The sequence below is a fragment of the Micromonospora sp. HM134 genome (assembly GCF_007833915.1).
In the GTDB taxonomy this organism is placed as follows: Bacteria; Actinomycetota; Actinomycetes; order Mycobacteriales; family Micromonosporaceae; genus Micromonospora; species Micromonospora wenchangensis.
Window position 1 is genome coordinate 3,323,322 of sequence record NZ_CP041061.1, and the last position, 24,645, is coordinate 3,347,966.

The 24,645-nt window shown below is 73.6% G+C and carries 25 protein-coding genes; 22 read left to right on the plus strand and 3 right to left on the minus strand.

All coding sequences use genetic code 11. The features are described from left to right. The first annotated feature begins 92 nt into the window (after positions 1–92). From FJK98_RS14285 to FJK98_RS14335, 12 genes are all read left to right on the plus strand, one after another. Positions 93–1,106, plus strand: a complete 1,014-nt coding sequence (locus FJK98_RS14285) for a zinc-binding dehydrogenase (protein WP_228544019.1) — start codon at positions 93–95, stop codon at positions 1,104–1,106. Next, complete coding sequence (locus tag FJK98_RS14290) at positions 1,103–2,578, plus strand: amidohydrolase family protein (RefSeq protein ID WP_145919454.1); 1,476 nt, start codon at positions 1,103–1,105, stop codon at positions 2,576–2,578. The genes FJK98_RS14285 and FJK98_RS14290 overlap by 4 nt, the downstream gene beginning before the upstream one ends. Further along, positions 2,575–3,654 (plus strand): BMP family ABC transporter substrate-binding protein, encoded by a 1,080-nt coding sequence (locus FJK98_RS14295; protein WP_145919455.1) that lies wholly within the window; start codon positions 2,575–2,577, stop codon positions 3,652–3,654. Before FJK98_RS14290 ends, FJK98_RS14295 begins: the two co-directional genes overlap by 4 nt. Positions 3,655–3,691: 37 nt before the next feature. After that, positions 3,692–5,269 carry an ABC transporter ATP-binding protein gene (locus tag FJK98_RS14300; RefSeq protein ID WP_240762834.1) on the plus strand — a complete coding sequence of 526 codons (1,578 nt, stop codon included), beginning with the start codon at positions 3,692–3,694 and terminating at the stop codon, positions 5,267–5,269. Next, positions 5,269–6,564: an ABC transporter permease gene (locus FJK98_RS14305; protein ID WP_145919456.1), complete on the plus strand. Its 1,296-nt coding sequence runs from the start codon at positions 5,269–5,271 to the stop codon at positions 6,562–6,564. The genes FJK98_RS14300 and FJK98_RS14305 overlap by 1 nt, the downstream gene beginning before the upstream one ends. Then, positions 6,561–7,475 carry an ABC transporter permease gene (locus tag FJK98_RS14310; protein WP_145919457.1) on the plus strand — a complete coding sequence of 305 codons (915 nt, stop codon included), beginning with the start codon at positions 6,561–6,563 and terminating at the stop codon, positions 7,473–7,475. Before FJK98_RS14305 ends, FJK98_RS14310 begins: the two co-directional genes overlap by 4 nt. Before the next feature lie 279 nt (positions 7,476–7,754). Beyond that, positions 7,755–8,699 (plus strand): alpha/beta fold hydrolase, encoded by a 945-nt coding sequence (locus FJK98_RS14315; protein WP_145919458.1) that lies wholly within the window; start codon positions 7,755–7,757, stop codon positions 8,697–8,699. A 4-nt stretch (positions 8,700–8,703) separates the two neighbouring features. Continuing rightward, entirely contained in the window at positions 8,704–9,936 is a 1,233-nt protein-coding gene (locus tag FJK98_RS14320; RefSeq protein ID WP_145919459.1) for a sensor histidine kinase, read from the plus strand. Further along, on the plus strand, positions 9,933–10,535 hold the full coding sequence (locus FJK98_RS14325; protein ID WP_145919460.1) for a DNA-binding response regulator: 603 nt from the start codon (positions 9,933–9,935) through the stop codon (positions 10,533–10,535). The genes FJK98_RS14320 and FJK98_RS14325 overlap by 4 nt, the downstream gene beginning before the upstream one ends. A 285-nt stretch (positions 10,536–10,820) precedes the next feature. After that, the gene (locus FJK98_RS14330) at positions 10,821–11,975 is read left to right on the plus strand and encodes a helix-turn-helix domain-containing protein (protein ID WP_240762972.1); all 1,155 of its coding nucleotides are present in this window, start codon (positions 10,821–10,823) and stop codon (positions 11,973–11,975) included. Between the two features lie 149 nt (positions 11,976–12,124). After that, a complete protein-coding gene (locus FJK98_RS34035) occupies positions 12,125–12,295 on the plus strand; it encodes a hypothetical protein (protein ID WP_240762835.1) in 171 nt (56 codons plus the stop codon). Then, positions 12,282–13,484, plus strand: coding sequence for a helix-turn-helix domain-containing protein (locus FJK98_RS14335; RefSeq protein WP_240762837.1), 1,203 nt, complete (start codon positions 12,282–12,284; stop codon positions 13,482–13,484). Before FJK98_RS34035 ends, FJK98_RS14335 begins: the two co-directional genes overlap by 14 nt. A gap of 95 nt (positions 13,485–13,579) precedes the next feature. On the opposite strand, the gene FJK98_RS14340 is transcribed toward FJK98_RS14335, so the two are convergent. Then, complete coding sequence (locus FJK98_RS14340) at positions 13,580–14,608, minus strand: aldo/keto reductase (protein ID WP_145919462.1); 1,029 nt, start codon at positions 14,606–14,608, stop codon at positions 13,580–13,582. A 222-nt stretch (positions 14,609–14,830) separates the two neighbouring features. On the opposite strand from FJK98_RS14340, the gene FJK98_RS14345 reads away from it, so the two are divergent. The 3 genes from FJK98_RS14345 to FJK98_RS14355 all read left to right on the plus strand — a co-directional run bounded on the left by FJK98_RS14345 (position 14,831) and on the right by FJK98_RS14355 (position 16,542). Beyond that, the gene (locus tag FJK98_RS14345) at positions 14,831–15,244 is read left to right on the plus strand and encodes a VOC family protein (protein ID WP_240762839.1); all 414 of its coding nucleotides are present in this window, start codon (positions 14,831–14,833) and stop codon (positions 15,242–15,244) included. Beyond that, a complete protein-coding gene (locus tag FJK98_RS14350; protein WP_240762841.1) occupies positions 15,232–15,684 on the plus strand; it encodes a nuclear transport factor 2 family protein in 453 nt (150 codons plus the stop codon). Before FJK98_RS14345 ends, FJK98_RS14350 begins: the two co-directional genes overlap by 13 nt. Before the next feature lie 102 nt (positions 15,685–15,786). Further along, positions 15,787–16,542, plus strand: a complete 756-nt coding sequence (locus FJK98_RS14355; protein WP_168222468.1) for an IclR family transcriptional regulator — start codon at positions 15,787–15,789, stop codon at positions 16,540–16,542. Positions 16,543–16,563: 21 nt separating this feature from the next. Here FJK98_RS14355 and FJK98_RS14360 read toward each other — a convergent pair whose 3' ends face one another. Beyond that, positions 16,564–17,397, minus strand: coding sequence for an IclR family transcriptional regulator (locus FJK98_RS14360; RefSeq protein WP_168222469.1), 834 nt, complete (start codon positions 17,395–17,397; stop codon positions 16,564–16,566). A gap of 49 nt (positions 17,398–17,446) precedes the next feature. Next, positions 17,447–18,781: a hypothetical protein gene (locus FJK98_RS14365; RefSeq protein WP_145919465.1), complete on the minus strand. Its 1,335-nt coding sequence runs from the start codon at positions 18,779–18,781 to the stop codon at positions 17,447–17,449. Between the two features lie 211 nt (positions 18,782–18,992). Between FJK98_RS14365 and fdxA the strand changes: the two genes are divergently transcribed. The 7 genes from fdxA to FJK98_RS14400 are packed head-to-tail and all read left to right on the plus strand — an operon-like array spanning position 18,993 to position 24,523. Then, positions 18,993–19,304, plus strand: a complete 312-nt coding sequence (fdxA, locus tag FJK98_RS14370; protein WP_145919466.1) for a ferredoxin — start codon at positions 18,993–18,995, stop codon at positions 19,302–19,304. Next, entirely contained in the window at positions 19,304–20,284 is a 981-nt protein-coding gene (locus FJK98_RS14375) for an NAD(P)/FAD-dependent oxidoreductase (RefSeq protein ID WP_145919467.1), read from the plus strand. The genes fdxA and FJK98_RS14375 overlap by 1 nt, the downstream gene beginning before the upstream one ends. Next, positions 20,281–21,201 (plus strand): fumarylacetoacetate hydrolase family protein, encoded by a 921-nt coding sequence (locus FJK98_RS14380; protein WP_145919468.1) that lies wholly within the window; start codon positions 20,281–20,283, stop codon positions 21,199–21,201. The genes FJK98_RS14375 and FJK98_RS14380 overlap by 4 nt, the downstream gene beginning before the upstream one ends. Then, the gene (locus FJK98_RS14385; RefSeq protein ID WP_145919469.1) at positions 21,198–22,364 is read left to right on the plus strand and encodes an amidohydrolase/deacetylase family metallohydrolase; all 1,167 of its coding nucleotides are present in this window, start codon (positions 21,198–21,200) and stop codon (positions 22,362–22,364) included. Before FJK98_RS14380 ends, FJK98_RS14385 begins: the two co-directional genes overlap by 4 nt. 7 nt (positions 22,365–22,371) lie before the next feature. After that, positions 22,372–23,217: an HpcH/HpaI aldolase/citrate lyase family protein gene (locus FJK98_RS14390; RefSeq protein ID WP_145919470.1), complete on the plus strand. Its 846-nt coding sequence runs from the start codon at positions 22,372–22,374 to the stop codon at positions 23,215–23,217. 25 nt (positions 23,218–23,242) lie between these two features. Beyond that, the gene (locus FJK98_RS14395) at positions 23,243–23,617 is read left to right on the plus strand and encodes a cupin domain-containing protein (protein WP_088647236.1); all 375 of its coding nucleotides are present in this window, start codon (positions 23,243–23,245) and stop codon (positions 23,615–23,617) included. Positions 23,618–23,623: 6 nt separating this feature from the next. After that, complete coding sequence (locus tag FJK98_RS14400; RefSeq protein WP_145919471.1) at positions 23,624–24,523, plus strand: ribokinase; 900 nt, start codon at positions 23,624–23,626, stop codon at positions 24,521–24,523. The last annotated feature ends 122 nt before the right edge of the window (positions 24,524–24,645 follow it).

Below are 24,645 nucleotides of genomic sequence, written 5' to 3' on the forward strand. Positions count from 1 at the left end.
CCCGCAGGCAGAGTACGTCCCCAAGCAGCGAGAATCACAATGCAAGACGCCATATTGACTGGTAGACCATGGGGGAGGTTGCGGTGCGGGCGATGGTCCAGACCGGTTTCGGGGGTCCCGAGGTGCTGAGCCTGCGGCACCTGCCCGACCCCGAGCCGGGCCCCGCCGACGTGGTCGTCCGGGTGCACACCGCCGCCCTCAACCGCCTCGACCTGCTCCAGCGGCACACCGCCCTGCTCCCCGGCTTCACCCTGCCCCACACCGGCGGCATGGACGTCGCCGGCCAGGTCAGCGCCGTCGGGCCGCAGGTCACCACGGTACGCCCCGGTGACCGGGTGCTGATCGACCCGACCATCGGCTGCGGAACCTGCGCCACCTGCAAGAACGGCCAGCCGGGCTACTGCGCCACGCTGGCCGTGGTCGGCGGCAACCGGCCCGGCGGCTTCGCCGAGTACGTCACCGTCCCCGCCACCGTCGTGCACCGGGTGCCCGCCCACGTCGACCTCGCCGAGGCCGCCGCGCTGCCCACCGCCTGGAGCCTCGGCTGGCACGCGGTGCACGGCGTCGGCGCCGTCCGCCCCGGGGAGTGGGTGCTGGTGCAGGCCGCCACGAGCGCGGTCAGCATCGCCGCCATCCAACTCGCCCGCCGGGCCGGCGCCCGGGTGCTCGCCGTGGCCCGTACCGAGGCCAAGCGGGCCGTCGCCGCCGACCTCGGCGCGGACGTGCTCGACCTCGACGACCACACCGTCGAGCGGGTACGCGAGCACACCGACGGCCACGGCGTCGACCTGGTCGTCGACCACGTCGGCACCGCCACCTGGGCCACCTCGCTGGCCAGCCTGCGCACCGGCGGCCGGATCGTGCTGCTCGGCAACACCACCGGCGACCAGGTCAGCTTCTCCCTCTCCGACGTCTACCGGCGGGGGCTGCGGCTGCTCGGGGCCGGGGCCTACCGCCCGGCCGACTTCGCCGACATGCTCGACGCCTACTTCACCGGTGGCCTGCGGGTGCTCCGGGGCGCGGAGTACCCGCTGGCCGACCTGGCGCAGGCGTACGCCCGGCAGGAGTCCGGTGACCTCGTCGGCAAGATCCTCGTACGGCCATGACCACCATCCCGACGGCGGCCACCGCCGACCCCCGCCCGGCGGACCTGCTGATCGTCGACGCCGAGATCGTCACCATGGCCCCCGACCGGGCGGTCGTCCCCGGCGGCACGATCGCCGTGGTCGACGGCCGGGTCGCCGCGATCGGCCCGGCGGCGACCCTGCGCGCGGCGTACCCGGGCAGCCCCGAACTCGACGCCACCGGCTGCGTGGTCGTCCCCGGTCTGGTCAACGCCCACCAGCACACCACCGCCGACCCGCTGGTGCGCAGCAGCATCCCCGACGACGTACCGGCCCAGCAGGCGATCTTCGACTGGATCGTGCCGCTGCACGCCGCGGTCACCGGCGACGACGACGAACTGTCGGCCACCCTCACCGCCGTCGAGTCGCTCAGCTACGGGGTCACCACCCTGCTGGAACCCGGGACGGTGGCGCACCCGCTGCGGGTCGCCGCCGGGCTGCGCGCCGCCGGCATCCGGGCCCGGGTCGGCGGCTGGGGTTGGGACGCCGACGACGCCCCGTACGCCCGACCGGCCGCCGAGACCCTCGCCGTGCAGGCCGAGACGGTCGCCGCACTGGCCGGCGACCCGCTGGTCACCGGCTGGATCACCCTGGTCGGGCACGACCTGGTCAGCGACGACCTGTTCACCGGCGCGGCGGAGTTGGCCGACCGGCTCGACATCGGAATGACCTGGCACCTGTCGCCCGGCCCCGAGGACGCCGCCGCCTTCGCCGCCGCCGGTCGGGCCCGGCCGGTGCGGCACCTGGCCGACCTCGGCGTGCTCGGCCCCCGGCTGCTGCTCGGCCACGCGGTGTGGCTCGACGACGCCGAACTCGCCGCGCTCGTCGAGACCGGCACGGCGGTCGCCTCCTGCCCGGGTGCCTACCTGCGGCTCGGCCAGGGCTTCACCCGGGCCGGCCGGCACACCGCGCTGCACCGGGCCGGCGGCCGGCTCGCGCTGGGCTGCGACTCGCACAACGCCGGGGACACCCCGGACCTGTGGCGGGCCGCCCGACTCTTCGCCGGCCTGGAGCGGGACCGGGGCGTCCCCGACCCGCTGCGCGCCGACGAGGTCTTCGCCCTGGCCACCGTCGACGGCGCCGCCGCCGTCGGGCTCGGGGCGCGGACCGGTTCGATCGAGGTCGGCAAGGCCGCCGACCTGGTGCTGCTCGACACCCGGACCGTCCCCTGGACCCCGCGCGGTGACCTGCCCACCCAGCTCGTCTGGGGCGCGGCCGGGCACACCGTCCGGGACGTCCTGGTCGACGGCCGGCTGGTGGTCCGCGACCGGCGGGTCACCACCGTCGACGTCGACGCCCTGCGCGAGGAGGCCGCCCAGCGTCGGGCCGCCCTGCTGCGCCGGGTCGGCATCGACATCCCCCCTCGCTGGCCCACCGTGCCAGCGACCGAGTACTCCGCGCGCCGGTCCGTGCCGGGCGGCGCGCCGACCCCACGTGAAGGGAAAGCACCATGACAATGAGGATTGGTCGGGGTCCGGCGGCGCTGCTCGCCGGGGCGCTGGGGTTCGCCCTGGTCGGTTGCGCGAGCAACGACGCGACCGCGCCGTCGGCGGCCGGTTCGGCCAGCAGCGGTACGGCCCCCGCCGGGCAGCCCGACGCCAACGGTGACGGCAAGGTCGTCATCGGCGTGCTCAGCCCCGGCGACATCAACGACAACGGCTACTACGAGAGCTTCGTCGTCGGTGCCGAGAAGTTCGCCACCGAGAAGGGCTGGCAGGTCATCAAGCGCGGCAACGTGCCGCCGACCGAGGCGCTCAGCGCCGCCCGCGCGCTGTGCCAGCAGGGCGTGGACATGGTGGCGCTCGGGGCCTCCGAGCTCAAGGACGCCATCCCCGCCTCCGAGGAGCCGGTCTGCGCCAAGACCTCCTGGTACGTGCCGTCGTCGGAGAACATCCCGCAGAGCCCCCGGGTGACGCTGTCCAGCGACGACCCCAACCAGAGCATGCTCGCCGCCGGGTACGCCACCGGCCTGGTCATGCAGGCGAAGAACGCCACCAAGGCCGGTTTCGTCACCGGCATGGAGGCCGACTTCTCGGTCAACGCCGCCAAGGCGTACAAGGCCGGCATCCGGATGGTGGTGCCGAACGCGACCCTGGTGACCACCTACACCGGTGACTTCAACGACTCGGCGAAGGCCCGGGAGGCCGTCCAGGCGCAGATCAGCCAGGGCGTCAAGGTCGTCTACCCGTACCTGGGCGGGGCCACCGACGCGGCCGCCAAGCTGGCCAACACCGGTGGCGCGCTCACCCTGACCCCGGGCACCGACCGGTGCGACTCGACCGACCCGCGCTTCGACATCTCGGTCATCTTCGACCCGGGCGCGTACTTCGCCGCCGCGCTGGAGCTGTTCGCCAAGGGTGAGATGACCCTCGGCACCACCAAGAAGTGGGAGCTCGGCAAGGACCCGTTCCCGGCCGTCAAGATCTGCAAGCCGACCCCGGAGCAGACCCAGAAGATGGACGCCTTCGTCGCCGACGTGGCCAGCGGCAAGACCGACACCGCCGCGACGGTCGCCAAGCTCGGCTCCTGACCCCCGCTGCCCGACGACCAACGAGGTGTAACGGACTGTGGACGTTGACGACCAGCTGACGCCGGCTCTCACCCTGCGCGGGGTCAGCAAGCGTTACGGTCCGGTTGTCGCCTGCGACGCCGTGGATCTCGCCGTACGACCCGGCGAGATCCACGGCCTGCTCGGCGAGAACGGGGCCGGAAAGTCGACCCTGATGAAGATCCTGCTCGGGTTGGTACACCGCGACGCCGGCACCATCACGCGCGGCACCGAACCGGTCGAGATCGACAGTCCGCAGGTCGCCGCCGACCTCGGCCTGGGCATGGTGCACCAGCACTTCAGCCTGATCGAACCGCTCACCGTCTGGGAGAACGTCATCCTCGGCGACACCGGGCGGATCGACCGGGCGGCGGCCTGCGCCCAGGTCGAGGAGGTGTCCCGCCGGTACGGGCTGCCCATCGACCCGCACGCCCGCATCGACCGGCTCTCCGCCGGGGAACGGCAGCGGGTCGAGCTGATCAAGTGCCTGCGCCGCGACCCGTCCATCCTGATCCTGGACGAGCCGACCTCGGTGCTCACCCAGGCCGAATCGGCGGAGCTGTTCACCGTGCTGCGCCGGGTGGTGCAGGCGGAACGGCGGGCGGTCATCCTGATCAGCCACAAGCTCGCCGAGATCATGGCGGCCACCGACCGGGTGACCGTGCTGCGGCGCGGCGCGGTGGCGTTCCACGGCGCGACGAAGGACACCACCGCCCAGCAACTCGCCCGGCAGATGGTCGGCCGGGAGGTGTCGTTGCAGTCCGAGAGCGCGGCGCTGGGCCTGCTGCCGGTGGAGCGTCCCGAACCGGTCGAGGGCGTCGCCCCCGCGGCCGGGGACCCGACGACGCCGGAGCAGCCGGCGGCGCTGCGGCTGCGCGAGGTGACCCTGCTCGTCGGCGGCCTGCCGGTGCTGGACAAGCTCAGCCTCGACGTCGCCCCCGGCGAGATCGTCGGCCTGTACGGCGTCGAGGGCAACGGCCAGGCCACCGTCGGTGAGCTGCTGTCCGGGCTGCTCGTCCCCGACTCCGGCACCGTCGAGCTCGACGGCCGGCCGGTCGACCTGGTCCGGCCCGGCGCGCTGCACACCGCCGGTCTCGGCATCGTGCCCGAGGACCGGCACCACTCCGGCGTCGTGCTCGACATGAGCGTCGCCGAGAACCTGGTGATGAAGTCCCTCGCCGGGGTCACCGCACGCGGGGTGCTCAGCCGACGCAGGATGCACCGGATCGCCCAGCGGCAGATGGCCGAGTTCAACATCGTGGCGCCCTCGCCGGACACCCCGCTGCGTAGCCTCTCCGGCGGCAACCAGCAGCGGGTGGTGCTCGCCCGGGAGCTGTCCGCCGGGCCGAAGGCGCTGGTCGCCGCGCAACCCACCCACGGGCTGGACGTCGGCGCGATCGAAGACATGTACGTGCGGCTGCGGCAGGCCGCCGCGGAAGGGGTGGCGGTGTTGCTGATCTCCACGGAGCTGGAGGAGGTGATGGCCCTGGCCAACCGGATCGCGGTGATCTCCTCCGGCCGGATCGTCGGGGTGCTCCCCACCGCCGAGGCCACCGCCGAGCGGCTCGGCATGCTGGTCGGCGGGGTGAGTCACTGATGGCCACCCTCGGTATCGACGGCACCGGCCAGCGGCTGCTGCGCCGGCTCAACCCCGGCCCCGGCGGCTGGCAGGTCGGCCTCGCCACGGTCGCCACGGTGGGCGTCGCGCTCGGCCTGTCGGCCCTGCTGATCGCGGTCACCGGCGGCTCGCCGGCCGCCTCCACCAAGGCCCTCTACCAGGGCAGCATGGCCACCCCGGCGGCCTGGTCCACCTCCCTGCTGTACGTCGCGCCGCTGCTGCTGGTCGCCGTCGGGGCCTGCGTCAGCGCCCGCTCCGGCTTCTTCAACATCGGCCAGGAGGGGCAGGTGCTGATCGGCGCGCTCGCCGGCGCGTGGGTCGGCCTGCGGCTGGCCGTACCCGGGCCGCTGCTGCTGGTCCTGGTGCTGCTCGCCTCGGTGGTCGGTGCCGGCGTCTGGGCCGGACTCAGCGCCCTGATGTACCGGTTCCGGGGCGTCAACATCGTGGTGAGCACGATGCTGATGACGTTCCTCGCCCAGCAGCTCATCTCGTTCGCGGTGAACACGCCGTGGCTGCTCCAGGAGTCCCGGCTCGGCCGGGGCACCCTGTCGCCCCAGTCCAACCCGGTGCCGGAGAACGCCCGGCTCACCTCCCTCGGCGACTACCCGAACCTCCAGCTCAACGGCGGTCTGGTGCTGGCCGTCGTGGTGGCGGTCGTGCTGGCGCTGGTGATGGCGCGTACCCGGTGGGGTTTCCGGTTGAAGATGGTCGGCCTCAACCCGGCGGCGGCCCGGCACGCGGGCGTGCGGGTCGGCGCCCTCGGCGGCATCGCCCTGGCGATCTCCGGGGCGCTGGCCGGCCTGGCCGGCGCGCTGCTGCTGACCAGCCCGGTCGGCACCAACCGGTTGCAGCCGGGCATGTCGCTCAACATCGGCTGGGACGGCCTGCTGGTCGCCCTGGTCGCCCGGAACAACCCGCTGCTGGCCATCCCGGTGGCGGTGCTGTTCGGCGTGCTGCGGGCCGGCGGTAGCTTCCTGGCCGCCACCGGCGTGCCGTCGTTCCTGGTCGACGTGGTCAAGGCACTGCTGGTGCTGGCCTTCGTCGCACCGCCGGTGGTGATCGGCATGCTGCGCCGACGCCGCCTGGCCGACCAGCCGGCGACCCCCACCACCCCGACCACCCCGGTCGCCGCGGTGGCCACGCCCGAGCCGGCCGACCCGCCGGCCCCGGCGGCGTCGGTGCCGGCCCCCCGGTCCGCCGCGCCGGAACCGGCGGACCCCGGCGACGCCGGGACCGCCGGCACCAAGGACGCCATGGAAGGCAGGTTGGCATGAGCGCCGCCGACAACATCGCCACCATCCTCTCCAGCGGGGCCCGGCTCACCGTGCCCCTGGCCTTCGCCGCCTGCGGGGAGTACGTCGCCCAGCGCGCCGGCACCCTGAACATCTCCGTCGAGGCGATGATGCTCGGGGCGGCGTTCGGGTCGATCGCGGTCGCCAGCGCCACCGGCAGCGCCACCATCGGCCTGGTGGCCGGTGCGCTGGTCGGGGTCGCGGTGGCGTTCGTGCACGGCGTCCTGTCGCACCGGGTGCAGATCAACACGTTCGTCGTCGGCCTGGTGCTCAACGCGCTGGTGCTCGGCCTGACCAGCTACCTGATCACGGTGAGCACCTTCACCGGCCACCAGGTCTGGCAGGTGGACATCCCCGTGCTGCGGGACATCCCGATCGTCGGCCCGATGCTGTTCGTGCAACGCTGGCCGGTCTACCTGCTGCTGGCGGTGATCCCGCTGACCTGGTGGCTGGTCGAGCGCAGCCGGTGGGGGCTGGAACTGCGGGCGGTGGGGGAGAACCCGCAGGCCGCCGACGTCAGCGGGATCGAGGTCAACAAGCGACGGCGGCAGGCGCTGCTGTGGTGCGGGCTGCTCGCCGGGCTCGGCGGGGCGTACCTGGCCGTCGGCGAGGTCGGCTCGTTCAACCAGAACATGACCGCCGGCCGGGGCTACCTGGTCATCGCGGCGGTCATCTTCGGGGCCTGGCGGTTGGGCCGGACCCTGATCGGCTGCGTCGTCTTCGGCCTGGCCGACGCGATGCGGCTGGCGCTGCCGGCGCTCGGGGTCACCATGAACTCGCAGCTGCTGATCGCCGCGCCCTACCTGCTGGCCCTGCTGGCGATGCTGGTGTTCGCCACCGCCCACCGCGAACCCCGGGCGCTGGCCCAACCGTTCCAACGCGGCACCACCTGACGGGGGATTCCCCGACTCCGGTCCGCCCACACGGCGCAGCGGCCACCCTCCTCCGGTGGCGGTCGCTGCGCCGTGTGGGTTTCTGGGTCGGCACCCGCCCGCCGTGGGGGTCGTCTCTCGTTGCTCACGAGGACCCGGCGGTCCCACGGGGCATACCATGACTTTTTGTCACGATCGGTCGTGACAGCGGGACACTTCTCCAGCGCCTCGCGCGCTTGATTGGCTGGTCAGGCATCCCGGGAGTGATCCGGATGCGCCGCCGATCCGAAAGAAGAACCCATGCGTAAGCCCGTGCGAGTCGTGCTCACCACCCTCGGTGTCCTGGTCGCCGTGCCGGTGCTCCTGCTCGCCACCACCGCCGTGGTCAACGTCGTGGCGACGAGGTCGGAAGCCTCCTCGATCACCCGGTACGGGCAACTCGTCCCCGTGGACGGCAAGCAGATGAACGTGGTGGTCGCGGGCAGCGGTGCCGAGACGATCGTGCTGCTGCCCGGCCTCGGCACCGCCGCCCCCGGGCTCGACTTCCAACCGCTGATCACGGAACTCCAGCACACCTACCGGGTCGTCGCGGTCGAACCGTTCGGCACCGGCCTGAGCGACCCCGCCGACACCGACCGCACCGCCGCGAACATCACCCGGGAGGTGCACGAGGCGCTGCGGCACCTCGGCATCGACCGGTACGTGTTGATGGGCCACTCGGTCGCCGGGATCTACGCGCTGACCTACGCCGCCAGCTACCCCGACGAACTCGTCGCCTTCGTCGGCATCGACAGCAGCGTCCCCGACCAGCCCGGCTGGGACGACCCGATTCCCACCGGCGTGATCGTCGGCCTGAGCAGGCTCGGCCTCACCCGCGCCCTGGCGGCGATCGCCGACGACCCGTACGCGGGCCTGCCCTACGACGAGCGGACCCGGGAGCAGTTGCGGTTGCTCACCGCGAAGAACACGGCCGCCCCGACCATGGTGAACGAGATGGAGCACGTCCCGGCGAACTTCGCCGCGGTCAGCGGGAAGACCTTCCCCAAGGGGCTTCCCGTCCTGTTGTTCGTCCGGTCGAACGACACCGACGTGGCGGACTGGGTCGCCCTGCACGAGCGGCAGGCGGCGAGCGTCGACACCGGTCAGGTCGTCCTCCTGACGGGCGACCACTACCTGCACCACACCCTGTCGCCGGAGATCGCCCAGCAGACCAGGGCCTTCCTGACGGCCCGGTCGCTACGCTGAGCCGGTGACGGACACCTGGCAGGGTGCGCCGCGAGTGGCCGCCGACCTGCGGGCGATGCGCCTGTTCACGGTGCTCTCGCTGGGGCTGGGCATGCTGATCGGTGGCGTCGTGCAGGTGCTGCTCGGCGTCGGCGTGGCAAGCGGCCCCCGGACGGTCGTCCTGGTGGCCGCGACGACCGCCGCCGTCCTGGCCGGGCTCGCCGCGATTCCCCTGCTGCTGCGGGGCCCCGACGAGGTGCCGCCCGGCCATCCGCTCGTCCTGGTGCTGCTGGCGATGTCCGGCGCGGTGTGGGTGCTGGCCGTCGTGCCGCCGTTCGCCGGCTGGGGGTGGGCGTTCACCCTGGCGATGGCGGGCGGGGTGCTCAGTTGTCTGGTCCGGGGCCGGTGGCGGGCGACGGTGATCCTCGGCTGCTGGGCGGTGATCGGTCTCGGCGGCCTGATCGGCGTGCTGGCCCCGTCGCGCGTCGGGCCGCCGCCCGATGCGGCCGCCGACGCCATCGTGCTCAGCACCCTCGCGGTGTTCACCCTGCTGCCGCTGAGCGCGGTCTGGGTGCAGCAGGTGGTGCTGCGGCTGGAACACGCCCGCCGGCTCGCGTCCGACCTGGCGGTGGCGCGGGAGCGGCTCCGGTTCGCGACCGACCTGCACGACATCCAGGGCCACAACCTCCAGGTGATCGCGTTGAAGAGTGAACTGGCGGAGCGCCTGCTGACCGGCCAGCCCGAACGGGCCGGCCGGGAGATCGCCGAGATCCGCCGGATCGCGCAGGTCGCCCTCGACGACACCCGCGCGGTGGTGAACGACTACCGCACCGTCACCGTGGCGACGGAGGCACGCAACGCGGCGGCGGTGCTGCGCTCCGCCGGCATCCGCTGCACCGCACGCATCGACACCCCGGACCTGCCCGTGGCCCTCGGCGCGGTGTTCGCCGTCGCGATCAGGGAGGCGGTGACCAACGTGCTACGGCACAGCCGGGCGACCGACGCCACCATCGAACTCGTCCGCGTCGCGGCGGAGTACCGGCTGACCGTCACCAACGACGCCGCCGGGGTGCCGCGCCGCGACGGCACGGGCCTGGCCGGCCTCGCCGAACGCGTCGCGGCCCAGCGCGGAACGGTCGAGACCACCCGTGAGGGTGACACGTTCGTGCTGGTCGTCCGCATCCCCGCGCCGGACGCTGCGGGGCCTGCCCCACAGGAGCCGACCCCGCCGGGCAGACGACGGGGGACCGGCCGGTGATCCGGATCGTGATCGCCGACGACGAGGAACTCATCCGGGGCGCGCTCGTGGCGCTGCTCTCCCTCGAGGCCGACATCGAGGTCGTCGCGGACGTCGCCGACGGCGAGGCCGCCGTCGCCGCCGCCGTCACCCACCGCCCCGACCTGACCCTGCTCGACCTCGAAATGCCCGGACTCGACGGGGTCGACGCCGCCCGCCGGCTGCTGCGGCTCGTCGCGACGCAGGTCGTCATCGTCACCCGGCACGCCCGACCGGGGACGTTGAAGCGGGCGCTGAACGCCGGGGTGCACGGCTTCGTGCCGAAGTCCACCCCGGCATCCGAGCTGGCCAGGATCATCCGGTCGGTGGCCGCCGGCGAACGCTACATCGATGCCCGTCTCGCCGCGTCGGCGCTCACCGAGCAGGAGAGCCCGCTGACGCCCCGGGAGATCGACGTGCTGCGGCTGACCCGCGACGGCCTGCCCACCAAGCACGTCGCGCGGCAGCTCGGCCTCGCCCACGGCACCGTCCGCAACCACATCTCGTCCGCGATGGCGAAACTCAACGTCGGTTCCCGCACCGACGCCGCCACGATCGCCTGGGAACAGGGCTGGATCTGATCGCCCCGCCGACGCCTTTCGCCGTGTCGCGGGGACGCCCGTCGACGCTTTTCGCTATTTCGCCGATGTGGCGGTATCGAAGTGACTTCGACCCCCCAACATCGGCGACATTGAGTCGATCACGCGACGTCCGTCCGGCGGATGGGCCGGATGAGCAGGCGTCACGCATCGGGTGGTACGGGTGTACGGTCCGTGGTGGCAGCCTGTCGGTTTCGGCTGGCAGGGATCTCGTGTCACCGGGGGAGTGCGCTGATGCCTCGTCGCTCTATTCCTGACGATCCGTCGATCGGTGATCGTATTCGTGCCCGTCGGGAGTTGCGTGGTTGGAGCGTGCGGTATGCGGCCAGCCGGGCGGGCATCTCCCATACGTCGTGGTCGCGTATCGAGCGGGGACTACAGCGCACCGACCGGTACATGGTGGTGGATCTGGCGGCGGCCCTGGAGTGTTCGGTGGTCGACCTGACGGGTCAGGCGTACACACCGGCTGACCGGCAGCTCGACGCAGCCCGGATCGACGCCGAGCGGGTGTGGCGGGTCATGATGGACACGCCGATGGCCCGGCGTTCCGCCGCGACGGCGACGCTCGAACAGGTGCGCCGTGAGGCGGCGTTGGTGCGTGGTCTGTACGGGCGGTGTGATTACGCGGGTGCGTTGCGGCGGCTGGTGGATCTCGTGCCGGCGATGCACGGCCTGGCGGACCGGCGGGCTGCGTTGTCGGAGATGGTGCCGGTGTATGGCGTGGCCATGGGGTCGTTGTTGAACGTCAGCTATCCGGCCCATGCCTGGCTGGCGGCTGAGCGTTGTGCCGAGGCTGCCGGGTTGCTCGACGACGGGGTGGCGGTCGGGGTGGCGGCGGCCAACCGGGCGCGGGTGTCGGCCTACTCCGGGGCGTACGGGTCGGCGCGCGCGTGGTGTGACGCGGCGGCTGCCGATCTTGCGGGTAGCGCTGCCGATGGCGCGTTGGACGTGCTGGGGTTCCTGCACCTGGCGCGGGCGCACCATCTCGCCGGTCTGCGGGAGCGGGCCGGTGCCGAGGATCATCTCGCCGAGGCAGCGCGGATCGCCGCGCACACCGGGGAGACCGAGAACTGGGATCTGGTCTGGGGCCCACGGAACGTGGCCCTGTGGACGATGGCGTTCCAGCTCGACACGGGTCGCCCGGAATTGGCGATGCGGACGGCGGCGGGTGTGGAGGTGGCCGGTCTGCCGGCGGTGCGCCAGGTGTACTTCTGGCTCGACATGAGCCGGGCGGCCGAGGGTACCGGTCGGGATCGTGACGCCGTGCGGATGCTGCTCGCTGCGGAGCGGATCGGGCCGCAGCATGCCCGCTCGTCGGTCGCCGCCCGGGAGACGGCGCGGTCGTTGCTGCGTAAGGGGGCTACCTCGCCCGAGCTGCGGGGGCTGTGCGAACGGATGAGCCTGACCACGGGTGGTGCGTAAGCGTTCCAGCCTTCCGTGCGCGCTCCGTAGCGTCCTGACCACGGTGCGGTGACGCCTCGTCGGTCTGGTGACCGGCCGCCGCTGCGCCGCTGATCGTGCGCGGCGGCAGCTTCAGTTCGTACCGCCGGGCCCTTGCGGAGGGGACGCGGGTGGGCGACAGGGAACGTGATCCGGGTGAGAGCCGGGGCGAGCGGATTCAGGCGGTCGAGCGGGAGGCGGCGCGGCAGCGGTTGCTCGCGCAGGCCGAGGCGGACCGGATTCCGGTGGAGGAGACGACGCGGGCGGTGCCGGATCGGCGGTGGCGTCGTGGAGGGCGGTGAGTTGTTGCCGGTCGGCCGGCGGGTGGCGCACTGGCGGGGGCGGCGTGGGTTGTCGCAGCAGGTGTTCGCCGACCGGTTGGGTAAGTCGAAGAGTTGGGTAGACAAGGTCGAGCGGGGTGTCCGGACGCTGGACAAGGTGTCCACGCTCCAGGACATCGCCGCTGTTCTGAGCATCGACCCGGGTGTGCTGCTCGGCCGGGACCTCCGGCCGGCCGACGTGCCCGGTCCGGTCGAGGCGGTGGAACGGGTCCGGGAGGCGCTGTCGACGTACGACGTCGTGGTGGGAAGGCCGTCAGTGCCGGGCCGGGTCGTGCCGGCGGATCGTGTGGGGCGGGACGTCACCCACGCGTGGGTCGCCTTCCAGCATGCCCGGTATACGCAGGTGACCGGGATGCTCCCGGGGTTGGTGGGTGGCGCGCAGCGTGCCCATGCCGGTGATCCGGTCGCGGGCCGGCCGGTGCTGGTGCAGGTGTACCGGCTTGCCGCAGCACTGCTGGTCAAGCTCGGTGAGGTGGATCTGGCCTGGTTGGCTGCCGACCGGGCGATGACTGTCGCGGCCGGTGAGGTGGGGTCGGTGGCTGCCGCGACCGTGCAGCTCAGCCAGGTGTTGCGGGCGTCGGGGCGGGTGCGGGCGGCCCGGTCGACGGCACTGGCCGCCGCGTACCGGATCGCCCCGCCCGACCTCGACGGTGCGTCCGCCCCGGAGTTGTCGTTGTGCGGGACGCTGGTCGTGCAGGCGGCTTTGGCTGCCGCCCGCGACGGCGACGATCACGCCACGGCCGCGCTGCTCGACGAGGCCGCCGGGATGGCGGACCGGGTGGGTGACGGCCACGACCATCACCGGACCGGGTTCGGACCGGTGGCGGTGGATCTGGCCCGGGTCGTCGCCGCCCTCGACCTGGGCGAGGCGAGAGCAGCGGTGGCCTGGCACGAGAAGACCACCGCCCGCGACGGCTGGCGGTGGCTGCCCACCGAACACCGCGCCGGGCACCTGCTCGACGCCGCCCGCGCCTACCTGAACGCCGGTGATCCGGGCAACGCCTGCCGGGTCCTGGTCGCGGCCGAGCGCACCGCCCCCTGCGAGGTACGCCTGCGGCCCGCGGCCCGCGCGGTCCTCGCCCGGCTGGTCCGCGACCCGTACGCCCCCGCCACGGTCATCCAACTCGCCGCCACGCTCCGGGTGACCTGACCACGACCGCGCCACCGTTCGGCGCTGTCGTGCCGGTATGGCGGTATCAGAGCGCTCCGATACCGCCACACCGGCACAACAGCGCCAAAAAACCCTCAGGGTCGGCGGCGGAGGGTGGGGTCGGTCAGGGCCGGCACCCGGTAGCCGGCGTCGGCCGGGTTGACGTCGTGGCCCGGCCGGACCAGTTCGTCGATCCGGTCCAGCACGTCGGCCGGCAGCCCGGCCGGCTCCCCGGCGGGCAGTTGGCTGCGCAGTTGGGCGAGGGTACGCGGGCCGATGATGGCGCTGGTGACCGCCGGGTGGCTCAGCACGAAGCCGAGCGCCAGGTCGATCAGCGTCAGACCGCTCTCGTCGGCGAGGGTGGCCAGCTCGTCGACCAGGGCGAGCTTGCGGTCCCGGGCGGCGGCGTCGCGGAAGTCGAAGTGGTCGCCGTTGCGTCCGGCACGGGAGTCCGCCGGTACGTCCGTCGACCGGTACTTGCCGGTCAGCCAGCCGCCGTTGAGCGGGCTGAACACCAGCACGCCGAGCCGGTACCGGGCGCTGGTGGGCAGGGCGGCGGCCTCGACACCCCGGGTCAGGACGGAGTAGCCGAGCTGTTCGGTGGTGAAGCGTTCCCGCTGCCGGCGTTCGGCCACCCACTGCGCCTCGACGATCTGCTCGGCGGGGAACGCCGAGGTGCCGATCATCCGGACCTTGCCCTCCCGGACCAGGTCGGTCAGCGCGCCGAGGGTCTCGTCGACGTCGGTGAGCGGGTCGGGGCGGTGCACCTGGTATAGGTCGATCCAGTCGGTGCCCAGCCGGCGCAGGCTGCCCTCCACCGCCTGCCTGATCCAGCGGCGGGAGTTGCCGCGCCGGTTGCGGTCGTCCCCCATCGGCTCGTGGAACTTGGTGGCCAGCACCACGTCGTCGCGGCGGCCACGCAGCGCCCGGCCGAGGATCTCCTCGGATTCGCCGTGGGCGTACACGTCGGCGGTGTCGACCAGGTTGATCCCGGCGTCGAGCGCCTCGGCGACGATCCGGTGGCACTCCTGCTCGTCGGTGTTACCCCAGGCGCCGAACATCATGGTGCCCAGGCAGAGGGTGCTCACCTCGACCCCGGTCCCACCCAGTCTGCGGTACTGCATGATCCGATCGTCCTCCCGTACGCGATGTGCCCCCACGCTGGCACGCGGGCCGGCCGGCGGCACCGTCCCGGCGCGTCGAAGCGGACCCGCCGGCTTTGTGTCCCCGGCACATCGACCCGGCCGCCGAACAGTGAATAGGCTGGTGAACGCGATAGTGATGGACATTTCGGTACGGTGGAGGTAACAGTGGCGACCGGCCTGACCCAAGCCCGATGGACGCATGTGGCGTTGCCTACCGGCGACCTCGACAAGGCGATCTCGTTCTACACCACGCTCACCCCGCTGGTGGTCGTGGAGCGGTTCGCCGACGCCGACGGCGAGAGCGTCTGGCTCTCCAACGACAAGCAGGTCGAGACCCCGTTCGTGCTGGTGCTCGTCTCCTTCAACAAGGACAAGGGCGGCCAGCTCGGCCTGCTGCACCCGTTCGCGCACATCGGCATCGAGGTGCCGCAGCGTTCGGACGTCGACGAGATCGCCGGGCGGGCCCGCGAGCTGGGTTGCCTGCACTGGGAGCCGCGTCAGATGCCGCCGCCGGTCGGCTACATCTGCGCGCTGAAGGACCCCGACGGCAACGTCATCGAGATCTCCCACGACCAGCAGGTCTTCGACACCGTGCGGCGTCGGTGGGGGAGCTGACCGCAGCGTCCACCCGCGCCGCCGTGCAGCGGTACCTGGCGGCGTTGAACGCCCACGACGCCGATGCCGTCGCCGGCTGCGTCAGCGTCGACTTCGTCAACGAGCACACCGCCGCCCTCGGTCGGACGGTGGTCGGCCGGGCCCGCTACCGGGCCCGGCTCGACGGCTTCCTGGCCGAGTTCGTCGACCTGCGCTACGAGGTCGAGGAGCTACTCGCCGACGCCGACCGGGCGGCGGTGGCGTACCGGATGTCGTTCCGGCTGGCCTCGGCCGGCCGGGCCCCGGTGCGCATCCGTGGCGTGTTCCGGTTCCGGGTCGACGCCGACGGTCTGATCGCCCACCGGGTCGACTACTGGGACAGCGGCGAGGTCCACCGTCAGCTCGCGGGTGCCTCCGAACCGCCGCCCGTCCCCGGTTCGGGGGCGGGCGGTCCGGCGTAGCCGGCTTTGCGGACCCGGCGTGCGGTGGTGTCCGTGTCGCCGGATGCGGCCCGTGCTCGGTAGAGTTCGCCTTTCGGTGGACGGCGAGTGCGAGGTGACGCGGTGACGGGCGGAGTCGACGAGTCGGCCGGTGACGCGCCGGCGATCCAGACCGTGCAGCGGGCCGCCACCATCCTCCAGGCGTTCTCGGTGGAGCGGCCCCGGCTCACCCTGGCCGAGCTGACCGCCGACCTGGCCGTCAGCCGGGCCACCGCGCACCGGTACGCCCGTGCGTTGCGGGCGGCCAACCTGCTGCGTTTCGACGTGGCCACCGCCACCTACACGCTGGGTCCGCAGGTGTTGGCGATGGAGGCCGCCGCCCGCGCGGCGCTGCCCATCGTCACCGCCGCCGAACCCCACCTGGACCGGCTCACCCGGTTGACCAACCAGACCTCGGTACTCAGCGTGTGGAACGGTGAGGCGCCCACGGTGGTCCGCTGCATGGACAACACCAGCGGCGACGTGCGGCTCAGCGTGCGGACGGGCTCGCCGTTGGATCTGCTGCGCTCGGCGCAGGGCCGGGTCTTCTGCGCCTACCTGTCGGCCACCGAGGCGCCCTCGGTGGCCCGCCAGTTGCGGCTGTCGGCGGGCCTGCGGGCGGTCGTCGAGCAGGTCCGCCGGGACGGTTTCGCGGTCAACTCCCCGGAGGATTTCGGGGTACGCGTGCTGGCCGCGCCGGTGTTCGAGCGGACCCAGGTGGTGGCCGCGCTGGCGGTGCTGGGCACCAGCACGGCGCTGTCCGGCGCGGTGGAGGCCGCCGCGGCGGACAGCCTGCGGTTGGTGGCCCGGGAGTTGTCCGAGGCGCTCGGCGCGGGCTGACGCCGGGGTGGCCCGCCTACGTCAGCGGTGACCGTTGCCGCCGGCCGCAGGGTGCTGGCCGTTGGCGTTGACCGGCAGGTGGCCGTTGCCGCCACTGCCCAGCTCGGCGGTGACCAGGGCGGCGACGCGTTGCAGGGCGATGGCGAGCGTGCTGTCGGTGCCCTCGGGGACCGAGGTGGTGGTGCCGACGATGGCCATGGCGGCGATCAGGGTGCTGCCCCGGAAGATCGGCGCGGCGATGCTGCGGACCCCGTTGGCCGAGGGCGTGTTGGCCGAGATGCCGGTCCGTCGGATCTTCTCGACCTCCCGGCGCAGCTCGGCGGAGGCGGCGATCTCCTCGGCCAGCCCCGGCACGTCGGCCTCAGGGAGGAACGCGCAGAACACCCGGCCCTGGGCGGATTCGGTGCGGGACAGCCGGGAGCCGGTCCGGACGCTGACCCGGATCACCCGGTCGGTGTTGTCGTCGGCGCGGACCACCACGGCGGTGTCGCCGTCCCAGACGCTGAGCACCACCGTCTCGTCGATCTCGCGGACCAGTTGCTGCATGCGCGGGCCGGCGATGCTGATCACCGGCATCGCCGCGCGGGCGGCGGCGGAGAGGGTCAGGATCTGCGGGCCGAGGGAGTAGAGTCCCTCCCGCTCGTCGTAGCGCAGCAGGTTGCTCTCCCGCAGCGCCTTGGTGTAGCGGTGCGCGGTGGCCTTGCTGGTGCCGAGGCTGGCGGTGAGTTCGTTGAGGCTCAGGCGCGGGCGGGCCGCGGTGAACGCGTTGAGGATGACCGCCGCGCGCTGCACGGTCTGGATCGCCGGTGAGCTGGGGTCAGCGCTCTTGACCGGCGAAGGGGCATCGTCCGCCATCTGGATTCCTTTGTGCGCAGAGTGAGACAGTATCATGGCATATGACACGTCAGCCTGTCGATGCCTGCTGGTGGCGCAGCGCGATGTCCGCGTACAACCGGGCGAAACGCACCAGTTCCGGCAGGGCGTACCTTTCCCGTCGCGGGTCGGTCGGATCGGGCGGTAACGCCGGCGGGCCCAGCCGTACGGTGGGCACTCCCCGGGCGCGCAGCACCACCCCGTCGGTCGACCCGGTCCACCCGCGCAGCGGCACCGGCGGCCGGCCGTACGCGGCGAGCCAGGCGGCGCCGGCGTGCCGGCAGATCGGCGCGGTGGGCGGGGTGGCCGCGGACGGGTGGGCCGGATGGCCGGCCACGGCCAGCCCGCAGTCGGCCAGCGGGGTGTCGCGCAGCCGCCGGGTCAGGGTGGCCCGCAGTGCGTCGGTGATCTGCGTCGGATCGTCGCCGGGCACCGTGGTCAGGTAGAGGTGCAGGTCCAGCACCCCGGGCAGCAGGTCGGGCTTGCCCGGCTGGCCGGCCCGCACCGCCCCCAGGCCCAGTTCCGCCCCGACCGGGGCGTCCGGGTCGGCCCGCTGGGCCAGGTGGACCCGACGGAACTCCTCCAGCGCCTCGACGACCACGCCGAGGTGGGCGAGCAGCCCGCCGGGGGGCGTGGCGGTGTCCCGGAACAGCGCCGGGTGGAACCCGCTGGACAGCCGGACCCGCAGGAACATCGCCCCCGGTTCGGCGGTGAGGATGCCCGGCGGGCTGGTCTTGGCCACGATCGCGGCGGCCGGTCGTGGCCGGCCGCGCAGGTGGTGCAGGACCCCGCCGGTGGTGGGGGCCGGCGCGACACCGTCCTCCGGCCCGGCGGTGGGGTCGTCACGGTGGGTGCCGGTGGCGGCGAGCAGCAGGGTCAGCCGGTGCGGCCGGCCGGCGGCCCGGAGGGTCTCGGCGGCGGCGGCGTAACCGACCAGGGCGGCGGCCGCCGCCGCCCGCGCCACCCCGAGGCCGAAGCCGCTGACCACCTCCCCGGCCGGGCCGGACAGCTCCAGCGCCGGGGCGGGGGAGTGCCGGCCGGTGATCGGGGCGTCGAACCCGGTCCCGCCGGTCAGCGAGGTGTCCAGGTGCGAGTAGATCAACAGTTCGGGGCGGTCGCCCAGGTCGGAGCCGCCGACCAGGTTGGCGCTGTCGGGCGTGGTCGCCGTGTGCTCCAGCGGGTCGACCCGCCAGGACAGCTCCGGCCAGCGGGCGGTGGCCCAGTCGGCGACCCGGAGCGCGGTGGCCCGTTCCCGGCCGTACGGGCTGGGCTGGGCGGTGAGCGCGGCCAGGGCGTCGACCAGGGTGGCCTCGTCGACCGCCCGCGCGGCGGCGTGGCGCAGGGGCGCCGGTACCTCGTCGTCCATCCGCTCCCTCTCGCCAGCGTGACTTCATTCAAGATGACGTCTCGTATGTTGACATACTCTGGGCGCTGTCTCTAGCGTGGCCTGACACCAAACGACATCGCCCCGCATCCGGCGACGTCGCGGAACGGGCCCGGCACCCCGGATCGACTGCGCGCCCGGACCTGCCGCTGCGACGCGGATGCGGCCGGCCGACCGAACCGCAGGAGGACCGATGACCTACGTGGTCACCGACGAATGTGTGGACGTACAGGATCGGTCCTGCGTCGAGGAATGCCCGGTGGACTGCATCTACGAGGGCGACCGGATGATGTACATCAACCCCGACGAGTGCGTCGACTGCGGGCGCTGCGAGCCGGTCTGCCCGGTCACCTCGATCTTCCACCTCGACGACCTGCCCGCCGACCGCGCCCGGTTCGGGCCGATCAACGCCGAGTTCTTCACCGAGATCGGCACCCCGGGCGGCGCCCGCAAGATCGGCCGGGTCGGCCACGACCACCCGGCCGTCGCGGAAAGCGCCAGCTGATGGCCGAGCGGCACGAGGTCGATCTCGCGATCATCGGCGCCGGCCCGGCCGGTCTCTACGCCACCTACTACGCCGGCTTCCGGGGGATGAGCGTGGCGGTGATCGACTCGCTGCCCGAACCCGGCGGGCAGATCGCCGCCCTCTACCCCGAGAAGGCGATCTACGACATCGCCGGCCTGCCCGCCGTGCGCGGCCAGGAACTCGTCGACGCCCTGCTCACCCAGGCCGCCACCGCCAAGCCGACGTTCCTGCTCGGGCAGAGCGCCATCGAGCTGACCTGCGCCGAGGACCACGTGCTGATCGGCACCGACACCGGCACCCAGGTCCGGGCGGCGGCCGTGCTGCTGACCGCCGGCATCGGCACCTTCACCCCCCGCGAACTTCCCGTCGGCAGCGACCACCTCGGCCGGGGCCTGCGCTACTTCGTCCCCCGGTTGGAGGAACTCGCCGGGCAGGAGGTCGTCGTGGTCGGCGGCGGCGACTCCGCCGTCGACTGGGCGCTGGCCCTGGAGCCGTACGCCAGCAGCGTCACCCTGGTGCACCGCCGCCCGCAGTTCCGCGCCCACGAACGCAGCGTCACCCAGCTGCACGAGTCGACCGTGCGGGTGCTCACCCCGTACGAGGTGTGCGGGATCGACGGGGAACAGACCGTCGAGGCGGTGCGGATCGCCGAGGTGCGCGGCGAGGGCCGGCAGACCCTGCCCGCCCAGGCGGTGGTCGCCGCGCTCGGCTTCATCGCCGACCTGAGCGCGATGGAGCGCTGGGGGCTGGAGATGCGCCGCCGCTACGTCGCCGTGGACCGGTCGATGCGGACCAACCTGCCCCGGGTCTTCGCCGCCGGCGACATCACCGACTACGACGGCAAGGTCCGGCTGATCTCGGTCGGCTTCGGTGAGGCCGCCGCCGCCGTCAACAACCTGGCCCCGCTGGTCAACCCGGCGCTCGGCACCGTACCCGGCCACTCCTCGGACGCCGCATGACCGCCCCCGCGCCCACCGACGCGCACCTCGTCGCCACCCGGTACGGGCTGGGCCGGATCACCGGCGACGACGTCGAACTGCTCGACCTGCCCGCCCCGGACGTGGCCGCCCTGCTGCGCGCCGGCCGGGGGCTCGCCCCCGCCGCCGAGGCCCGGGTCCGCCGCCGCCTGCCGCTGGAGACCCTCGTCGGCGACCTGCGCCCACCGCTGGCCGCCACCCGCGCGGTGTGGGGCGTCGGGCTGAACTACCACTGCAAGGCCCGCACCACCGGCCGGGCCCTGCCCACCCAGCCGGTGCTCTACCTGAAGTCGCCCAGCGCCGGCTCCGGCCCGGGGGACACCGTGCCGCTGCCCGGCTCGGTGAGCAGCCAGCCCGACTACGAGGGCGAGGTCGCCCTGGTCGTCGGCACCCGGATGCACCACACCCCGGCCGGGCAGGTCTGGGCGCACCTGGCCGCCGTCACCGCCGCCAACGACGTGACCGCCCGGGACGTGATGGCCGCCACGGGCAACCCCACCCTGGCCAAGAGCTTCCCCGGGTTCGGTGCCCTGGGCGCCTCCGTGCTCGGCCTGGGCGCGGTCGCCGACCGCGAGGCCATCGGCGTACGCACCACCGTCAACGGCGAGCTGCGCCAGCAGGCCAGCACCGCCGACCTGATCTTCCCGGTGCCCGACCTGCTCGCCTGGATCACCCGGTACGTGGTGCTGGAGCCGGGCGACGTGGTGCTCACCGGCACCCCGACCGGCACCGGTCAGGACCGGGGCTGCTTCCTGAGCCCCGGCGACCAGGTGGAGGTCACCGTCGCCGGGGTGCTGCCCCTGCGTACCCGGTTCGGTGCCGAGAGCCCGGACCACCCCGCGCCGGCCGCCGTCGACGCGTCGACCCACTCGCTTCGCACAGAGAGCCCGATGTCATGAGTGAGAATTCCGAGCGGTACGACCTGGTGCTGGCCGGTGGCCAGGTGTTCGACGGTCAGACCGGAACCAGCCAGGTCGCCGACGTCGCGGTGACCGGCGACCGGGTGGCCCGGATCGCGCCCGGCCTCGCCGCCGACGCCGACCGGGTGATCGACTGCGCCGGGCGGTACGTGCTGCCCGGCCTGGTCGAGGCGCACACCCACATCTTCGCCGAGGTCTCCAAGGTCGGTGCCCCGCCGGACGAGGCGCACCTGCACCGGGGCGTCGTGGCCGCCTGCGACGCCGGCACCGTAGGCGCGTCCACCTTCGCCGCGTTCGAGAAGTACGTCGCCGCGCCGGCCCGGATGCGGCTGGTGAACTTCCTCAACGTCTCGGTCCTCGGCCTGATCGACTTCCGCTTCGGTGAGCTGATCAACCCGGGCACGCTCGTCCCCGAGGACGCCCTGGCGGTGGCCGAGGCGAACCCGCACCGGGTACGCGGTTTCAAGATCCGACTCTCCGAGGACGTCGTCGGGCTGGACTGGCGTCCGCTGCTCAAGCGTTCCCTGGCGCTCGCCGCCGAGGCCGGCCTGCCGCTGATGATCCACATCGGGGAGACGCCGGAGCCGCTGCCGGTGATCCTGCCCCTGCTGCGCCCCGGCGACGTGGTGGCGCACTGCTACACCGGCAAGCCGTACGGCATCCTCAACGACGGCACGGTGCTGCCCGAGGTGTACGCCGCCCGCGAGCGCGGGGTGCTGTTCGAATCCGCCCACGGCAAGAGCAACCTCAGCTTCGCCGTCGCCCGCCCGGCGATCGAGCAGGGCTTCCTGCCCGACGTGGTCACCTCCGACACCAGCGCCCGCAACTGGCGCGGCCCGGTGTTCGACCTGGTCACCAGCATGGCCAAGCTGCGCGCGATGGGGATGACCCTGGAGCAGCTCGTGCCCCGGGTGACGTCCGCGCCGGCCCGGCTGACCGGCCTGGACGCCGAGGGCTACGGCACCCTGGTCGAGGGCGGCCCGGCCCACGTCACGGTGCTGGCCGAGGCCGAGGAGGCGGTGCTGCCCGACGCCGCCGGTAACAAGATCACCGCACCCCGGCTGGAGCCGAGCGTGGTGCTGCTCGGCGGCGAGCAGGTGCCGACCGTGCCGTGGCGTGGGCTGCCCGCCACCGGGGCGTGAGGCCCTGATGTCCGCCGTCGGGCCGGTGTCGGGCGAACTGCGGCCCACCCCGCCGACCTCCGTCGAGCCGACCCCGCCGACCGGGGTGCACGGCCACCGCGCCCGGCTGCGGGCGACGCTGCGCGCCGGGGGCCAGCTCGCCGGCACGTTCGTCAAGCTGCCCGGCGGTGACGTGATCGCCCTGGCCGCCCGCTCCGGACTCGACTTCGTCGTGATCGACCTGGAGCACTCCGGCCTGGACGAGCGGACCGCCACCGACCAGCTCCGGCTCGCCGCCCTGGCCGGCCTGCCGGCGCTGGTGCGGGTGCCGGCCGTCGACCCCGGCCAGGTCAACCGGCTGCTGGAGGCCGGGGCGGTGGGGGTGCAGCTGTCGACCGTCCGCCGCCGGGCCGACGTGGAGGCGCTGCGCTCGGCCAGCCGGTACGCCCCGCACGGGCGGCGCAGCATCAGCCTGGCGCACCCGTCGGCCGGGTACGGCGGCGACGGCCTCGACCGGTACCTCGCGGTGGAGGCCGAGCACCCGCCCGTACTGGTGGCCCAGATCGAGACGGCGACCACCGACGACCCGCTGCCCGCCCTGCTGGCCGGGGTGGACGTGGGCTTCGTCGGGACCACCGACCTGGCGGTGAGCCTGGGCCTGGCGACCACCGACGACCCGGGGCCGCTGCTGCGGCGTACCGGGGACATCGCCGCCGCGGCCCGCACCACCGGGACCCACCTCGGCGGCTGGGTGCCCGAGCGGTCCGCCGTGGCGCTGGACCGCTGTGGCCTGACCGACGCGAGTTACCTCGTCGTCGGCTCGGACCTGCACCTGCTCGGCACCGGCCTGCGTCGGCTCGCCGCACCCCTCTGACCCGCCCGAGAAGGGACGCGTTCACATGCTCAACCCGCAGCTCTACCGCACCTCGGTCAACTGGGACGACATCCCGGCCACCGACGTCCGGCCCGGGGTGCGCCGCAAGGTGTACGCCACCGACGAGGTCCTCTTCGCCTGGCACGAACTGGCCGTCGGGATGGACCTCAACCCGCACCACCACGACGACTTCGACCAGCTGGTGCTGATCCTCGGCGGCCGGTGCAACTACTACGTCGACGGCGTGCCACACCCGATGGGGCCGGGCTCGATGCTGCTGGTGCCGCGCGGCGCGGAGCACTACATCGAACCGACCGAGGGCCCGTGCATCAACGTGGACGTCTTCGCCCCGCCCCGGGCGGACTTCCTGCCGCACGCCTGGCGTCCCGGGCAGGGCTGACCGGCGATGACCGACATCGTGGTGGTGGGCAGCCTCAACGTGGACGTGGTGGTGCCGCTGCACGAGCTGCCCGCCCCCGGGCAGACCGTGCTCGGCGCGGCCGACCACCGGCGGGCCGGCGGCGGCAAGGGCGCCAACCAGGCCGTCGCCGCCGCCCGGCTGGGTCGCCGGGTGGCGATGGTCGGCGCGGTCGGCATCGACGCCGACGGCGACTGGCTGCTCGGGCTGATCGCCGCCGAGGGGGTGGCCACCGAGGCGGTGCTGCGCGCCCCCCGGCCCACCGGGCAGGCGATCGTGCTGGTCACCGCCGACGGCGACAGCACCATCGCGGTCAGCTCGGGGGCGAACATGTGGCTCGCCGCCGAGCATCTCGGCCCGCTGCGGGACCTGCTCGGGTCGGCGCGGGCGGTGCTGCTGCAACAGGAGGTCGACGCCGCCGTGGTGGCCGAGGCGGTACGGCTGGCCGAGGGGCTGGTGGTGCTCAATCCGGCCCCGGCCCGCCCGGTCGACCCGGCGACCCTGGCCCGGGTCGACGTGCTGGTGCCCAACCGGGGTGAGCTGGCCGCCCTGGCCGGCGCGCCGCCGACGGACGCCGGGGTCGACGCGCTGGCCGCGATGGCCCGGTCGCTGGGCACCCGGGGGCCGGTGGTGGTGACCCTCGGCGCTGACGGCGCGCTGGTGGTGACCACCGACCGGCAGTGGCTGATCCCGGCGGAGCGGGTCGACGCGGTCGACGCCACCGGCGCCGGGGACACCTTCTGCGCCGCCCTGTCCGACGCGCTGCTCGACGGCGCGGCGATCGACGAGGCGGCCCGGTGGGCGAGCCGGGCGGCGGCGGTCACCGTCACCCGACCCGGGGCGATGGAGGCCGCCCCCCGTCGCGTCGAGGTGCCCACCACCGCCTGACCTGCTCTCCCGATCCTGCCGCCCGTCGCATGCCGCCTGTCGGCGACGGCGCGGCCCGGCTCCGGCCGGCTGCGCGTCGCCCCCGGCCTGTCCCGGCCGGGGGCGACGGCGTGGCGGCTACC

Coding starts and splice junctions, on each gene's coding strand:
- FJK98_RS14290 (WP_145919454.1), top strand. CDS start 1,103: ATGACCACCATCCCGACGGCGGCCACCGCCGACCCCCGCCCGGCGGAC.
- FJK98_RS14315 (WP_145919458.1), top strand. CDS start 7,755: ATGCGTAAGCCCGTGCGAGTCGTGCTCACCACCCTCGGTGTCCTGGTC.
- FJK98_RS14365 (WP_145919465.1), bottom strand. CDS start 18,781: ATGGACGACGAGGTACCGGCGCCCCTGCGCCACGCCGCCGCGCGGGCG.
- FJK98_RS14390 (WP_145919470.1), top strand. CDS start 22,372: ATGTCCGCCGTCGGGCCGGTGTCGGGCGAACTGCGGCCCACCCCGCCG.
- FJK98_RS14385 (WP_145919469.1), top strand. CDS start 21,198: ATGAGTGAGAATTCCGAGCGGTACGACCTGGTGCTGGCCGGTGGCCAG.
- FJK98_RS14285 (WP_228544019.1), top strand. CDS start 93: ATGGTCCAGACCGGTTTCGGGGGTCCCGAGGTGCTGAGCCTGCGGCAC.
- FJK98_RS14400 (WP_145919471.1), top strand. CDS start 23,624: ATGACCGACATCGTGGTGGTGGGCAGCCTCAACGTGGACGTGGTGGTG.
- FJK98_RS14295 (WP_145919455.1), top strand. CDS start 2,575: ATGACAATGAGGATTGGTCGGGGTCCGGCGGCGCTGCTCGCCGGGGCG.
- FJK98_RS14340 (WP_145919462.1), bottom strand. CDS start 14,608: ATGCAGTACCGCAGACTGGGTGGGACCGGGGTCGAGGTGAGCACCCTC.
- FJK98_RS14360 (WP_168222469.1), bottom strand. CDS start 17,397: ATGGCGGACGATGCCCCTTCGCCGGTCAAGAGCGCTGACCCCAGCTCA.
- FJK98_RS14380 (WP_145919468.1), top strand. CDS start 20,281: ATGACCGCCCCCGCGCCCACCGACGCGCACCTCGTCGCCACCCGGTAC.
- FJK98_RS14375 (WP_145919467.1), top strand. CDS start 19,304: ATGGCCGAGCGGCACGAGGTCGATCTCGCGATCATCGGCGCCGGCCCG.
- FJK98_RS14310 (WP_145919457.1), top strand. CDS start 6,561: ATGAGCGCCGCCGACAACATCGCCACCATCCTCTCCAGCGGGGCCCGG.
- fdxA (WP_145919466.1), top strand. CDS start 18,993: ATGACCTACGTGGTCACCGACGAATGTGTGGACGTACAGGATCGGTCC.
- FJK98_RS14395 (WP_088647236.1), top strand. CDS start 23,243: ATGCTCAACCCGCAGCTCTACCGCACCTCGGTCAACTGGGACGACATC.
- FJK98_RS14305 (WP_145919456.1), top strand. CDS start 5,269: ATGGCCACCCTCGGTATCGACGGCACCGGCCAGCGGCTGCTGCGCCGG.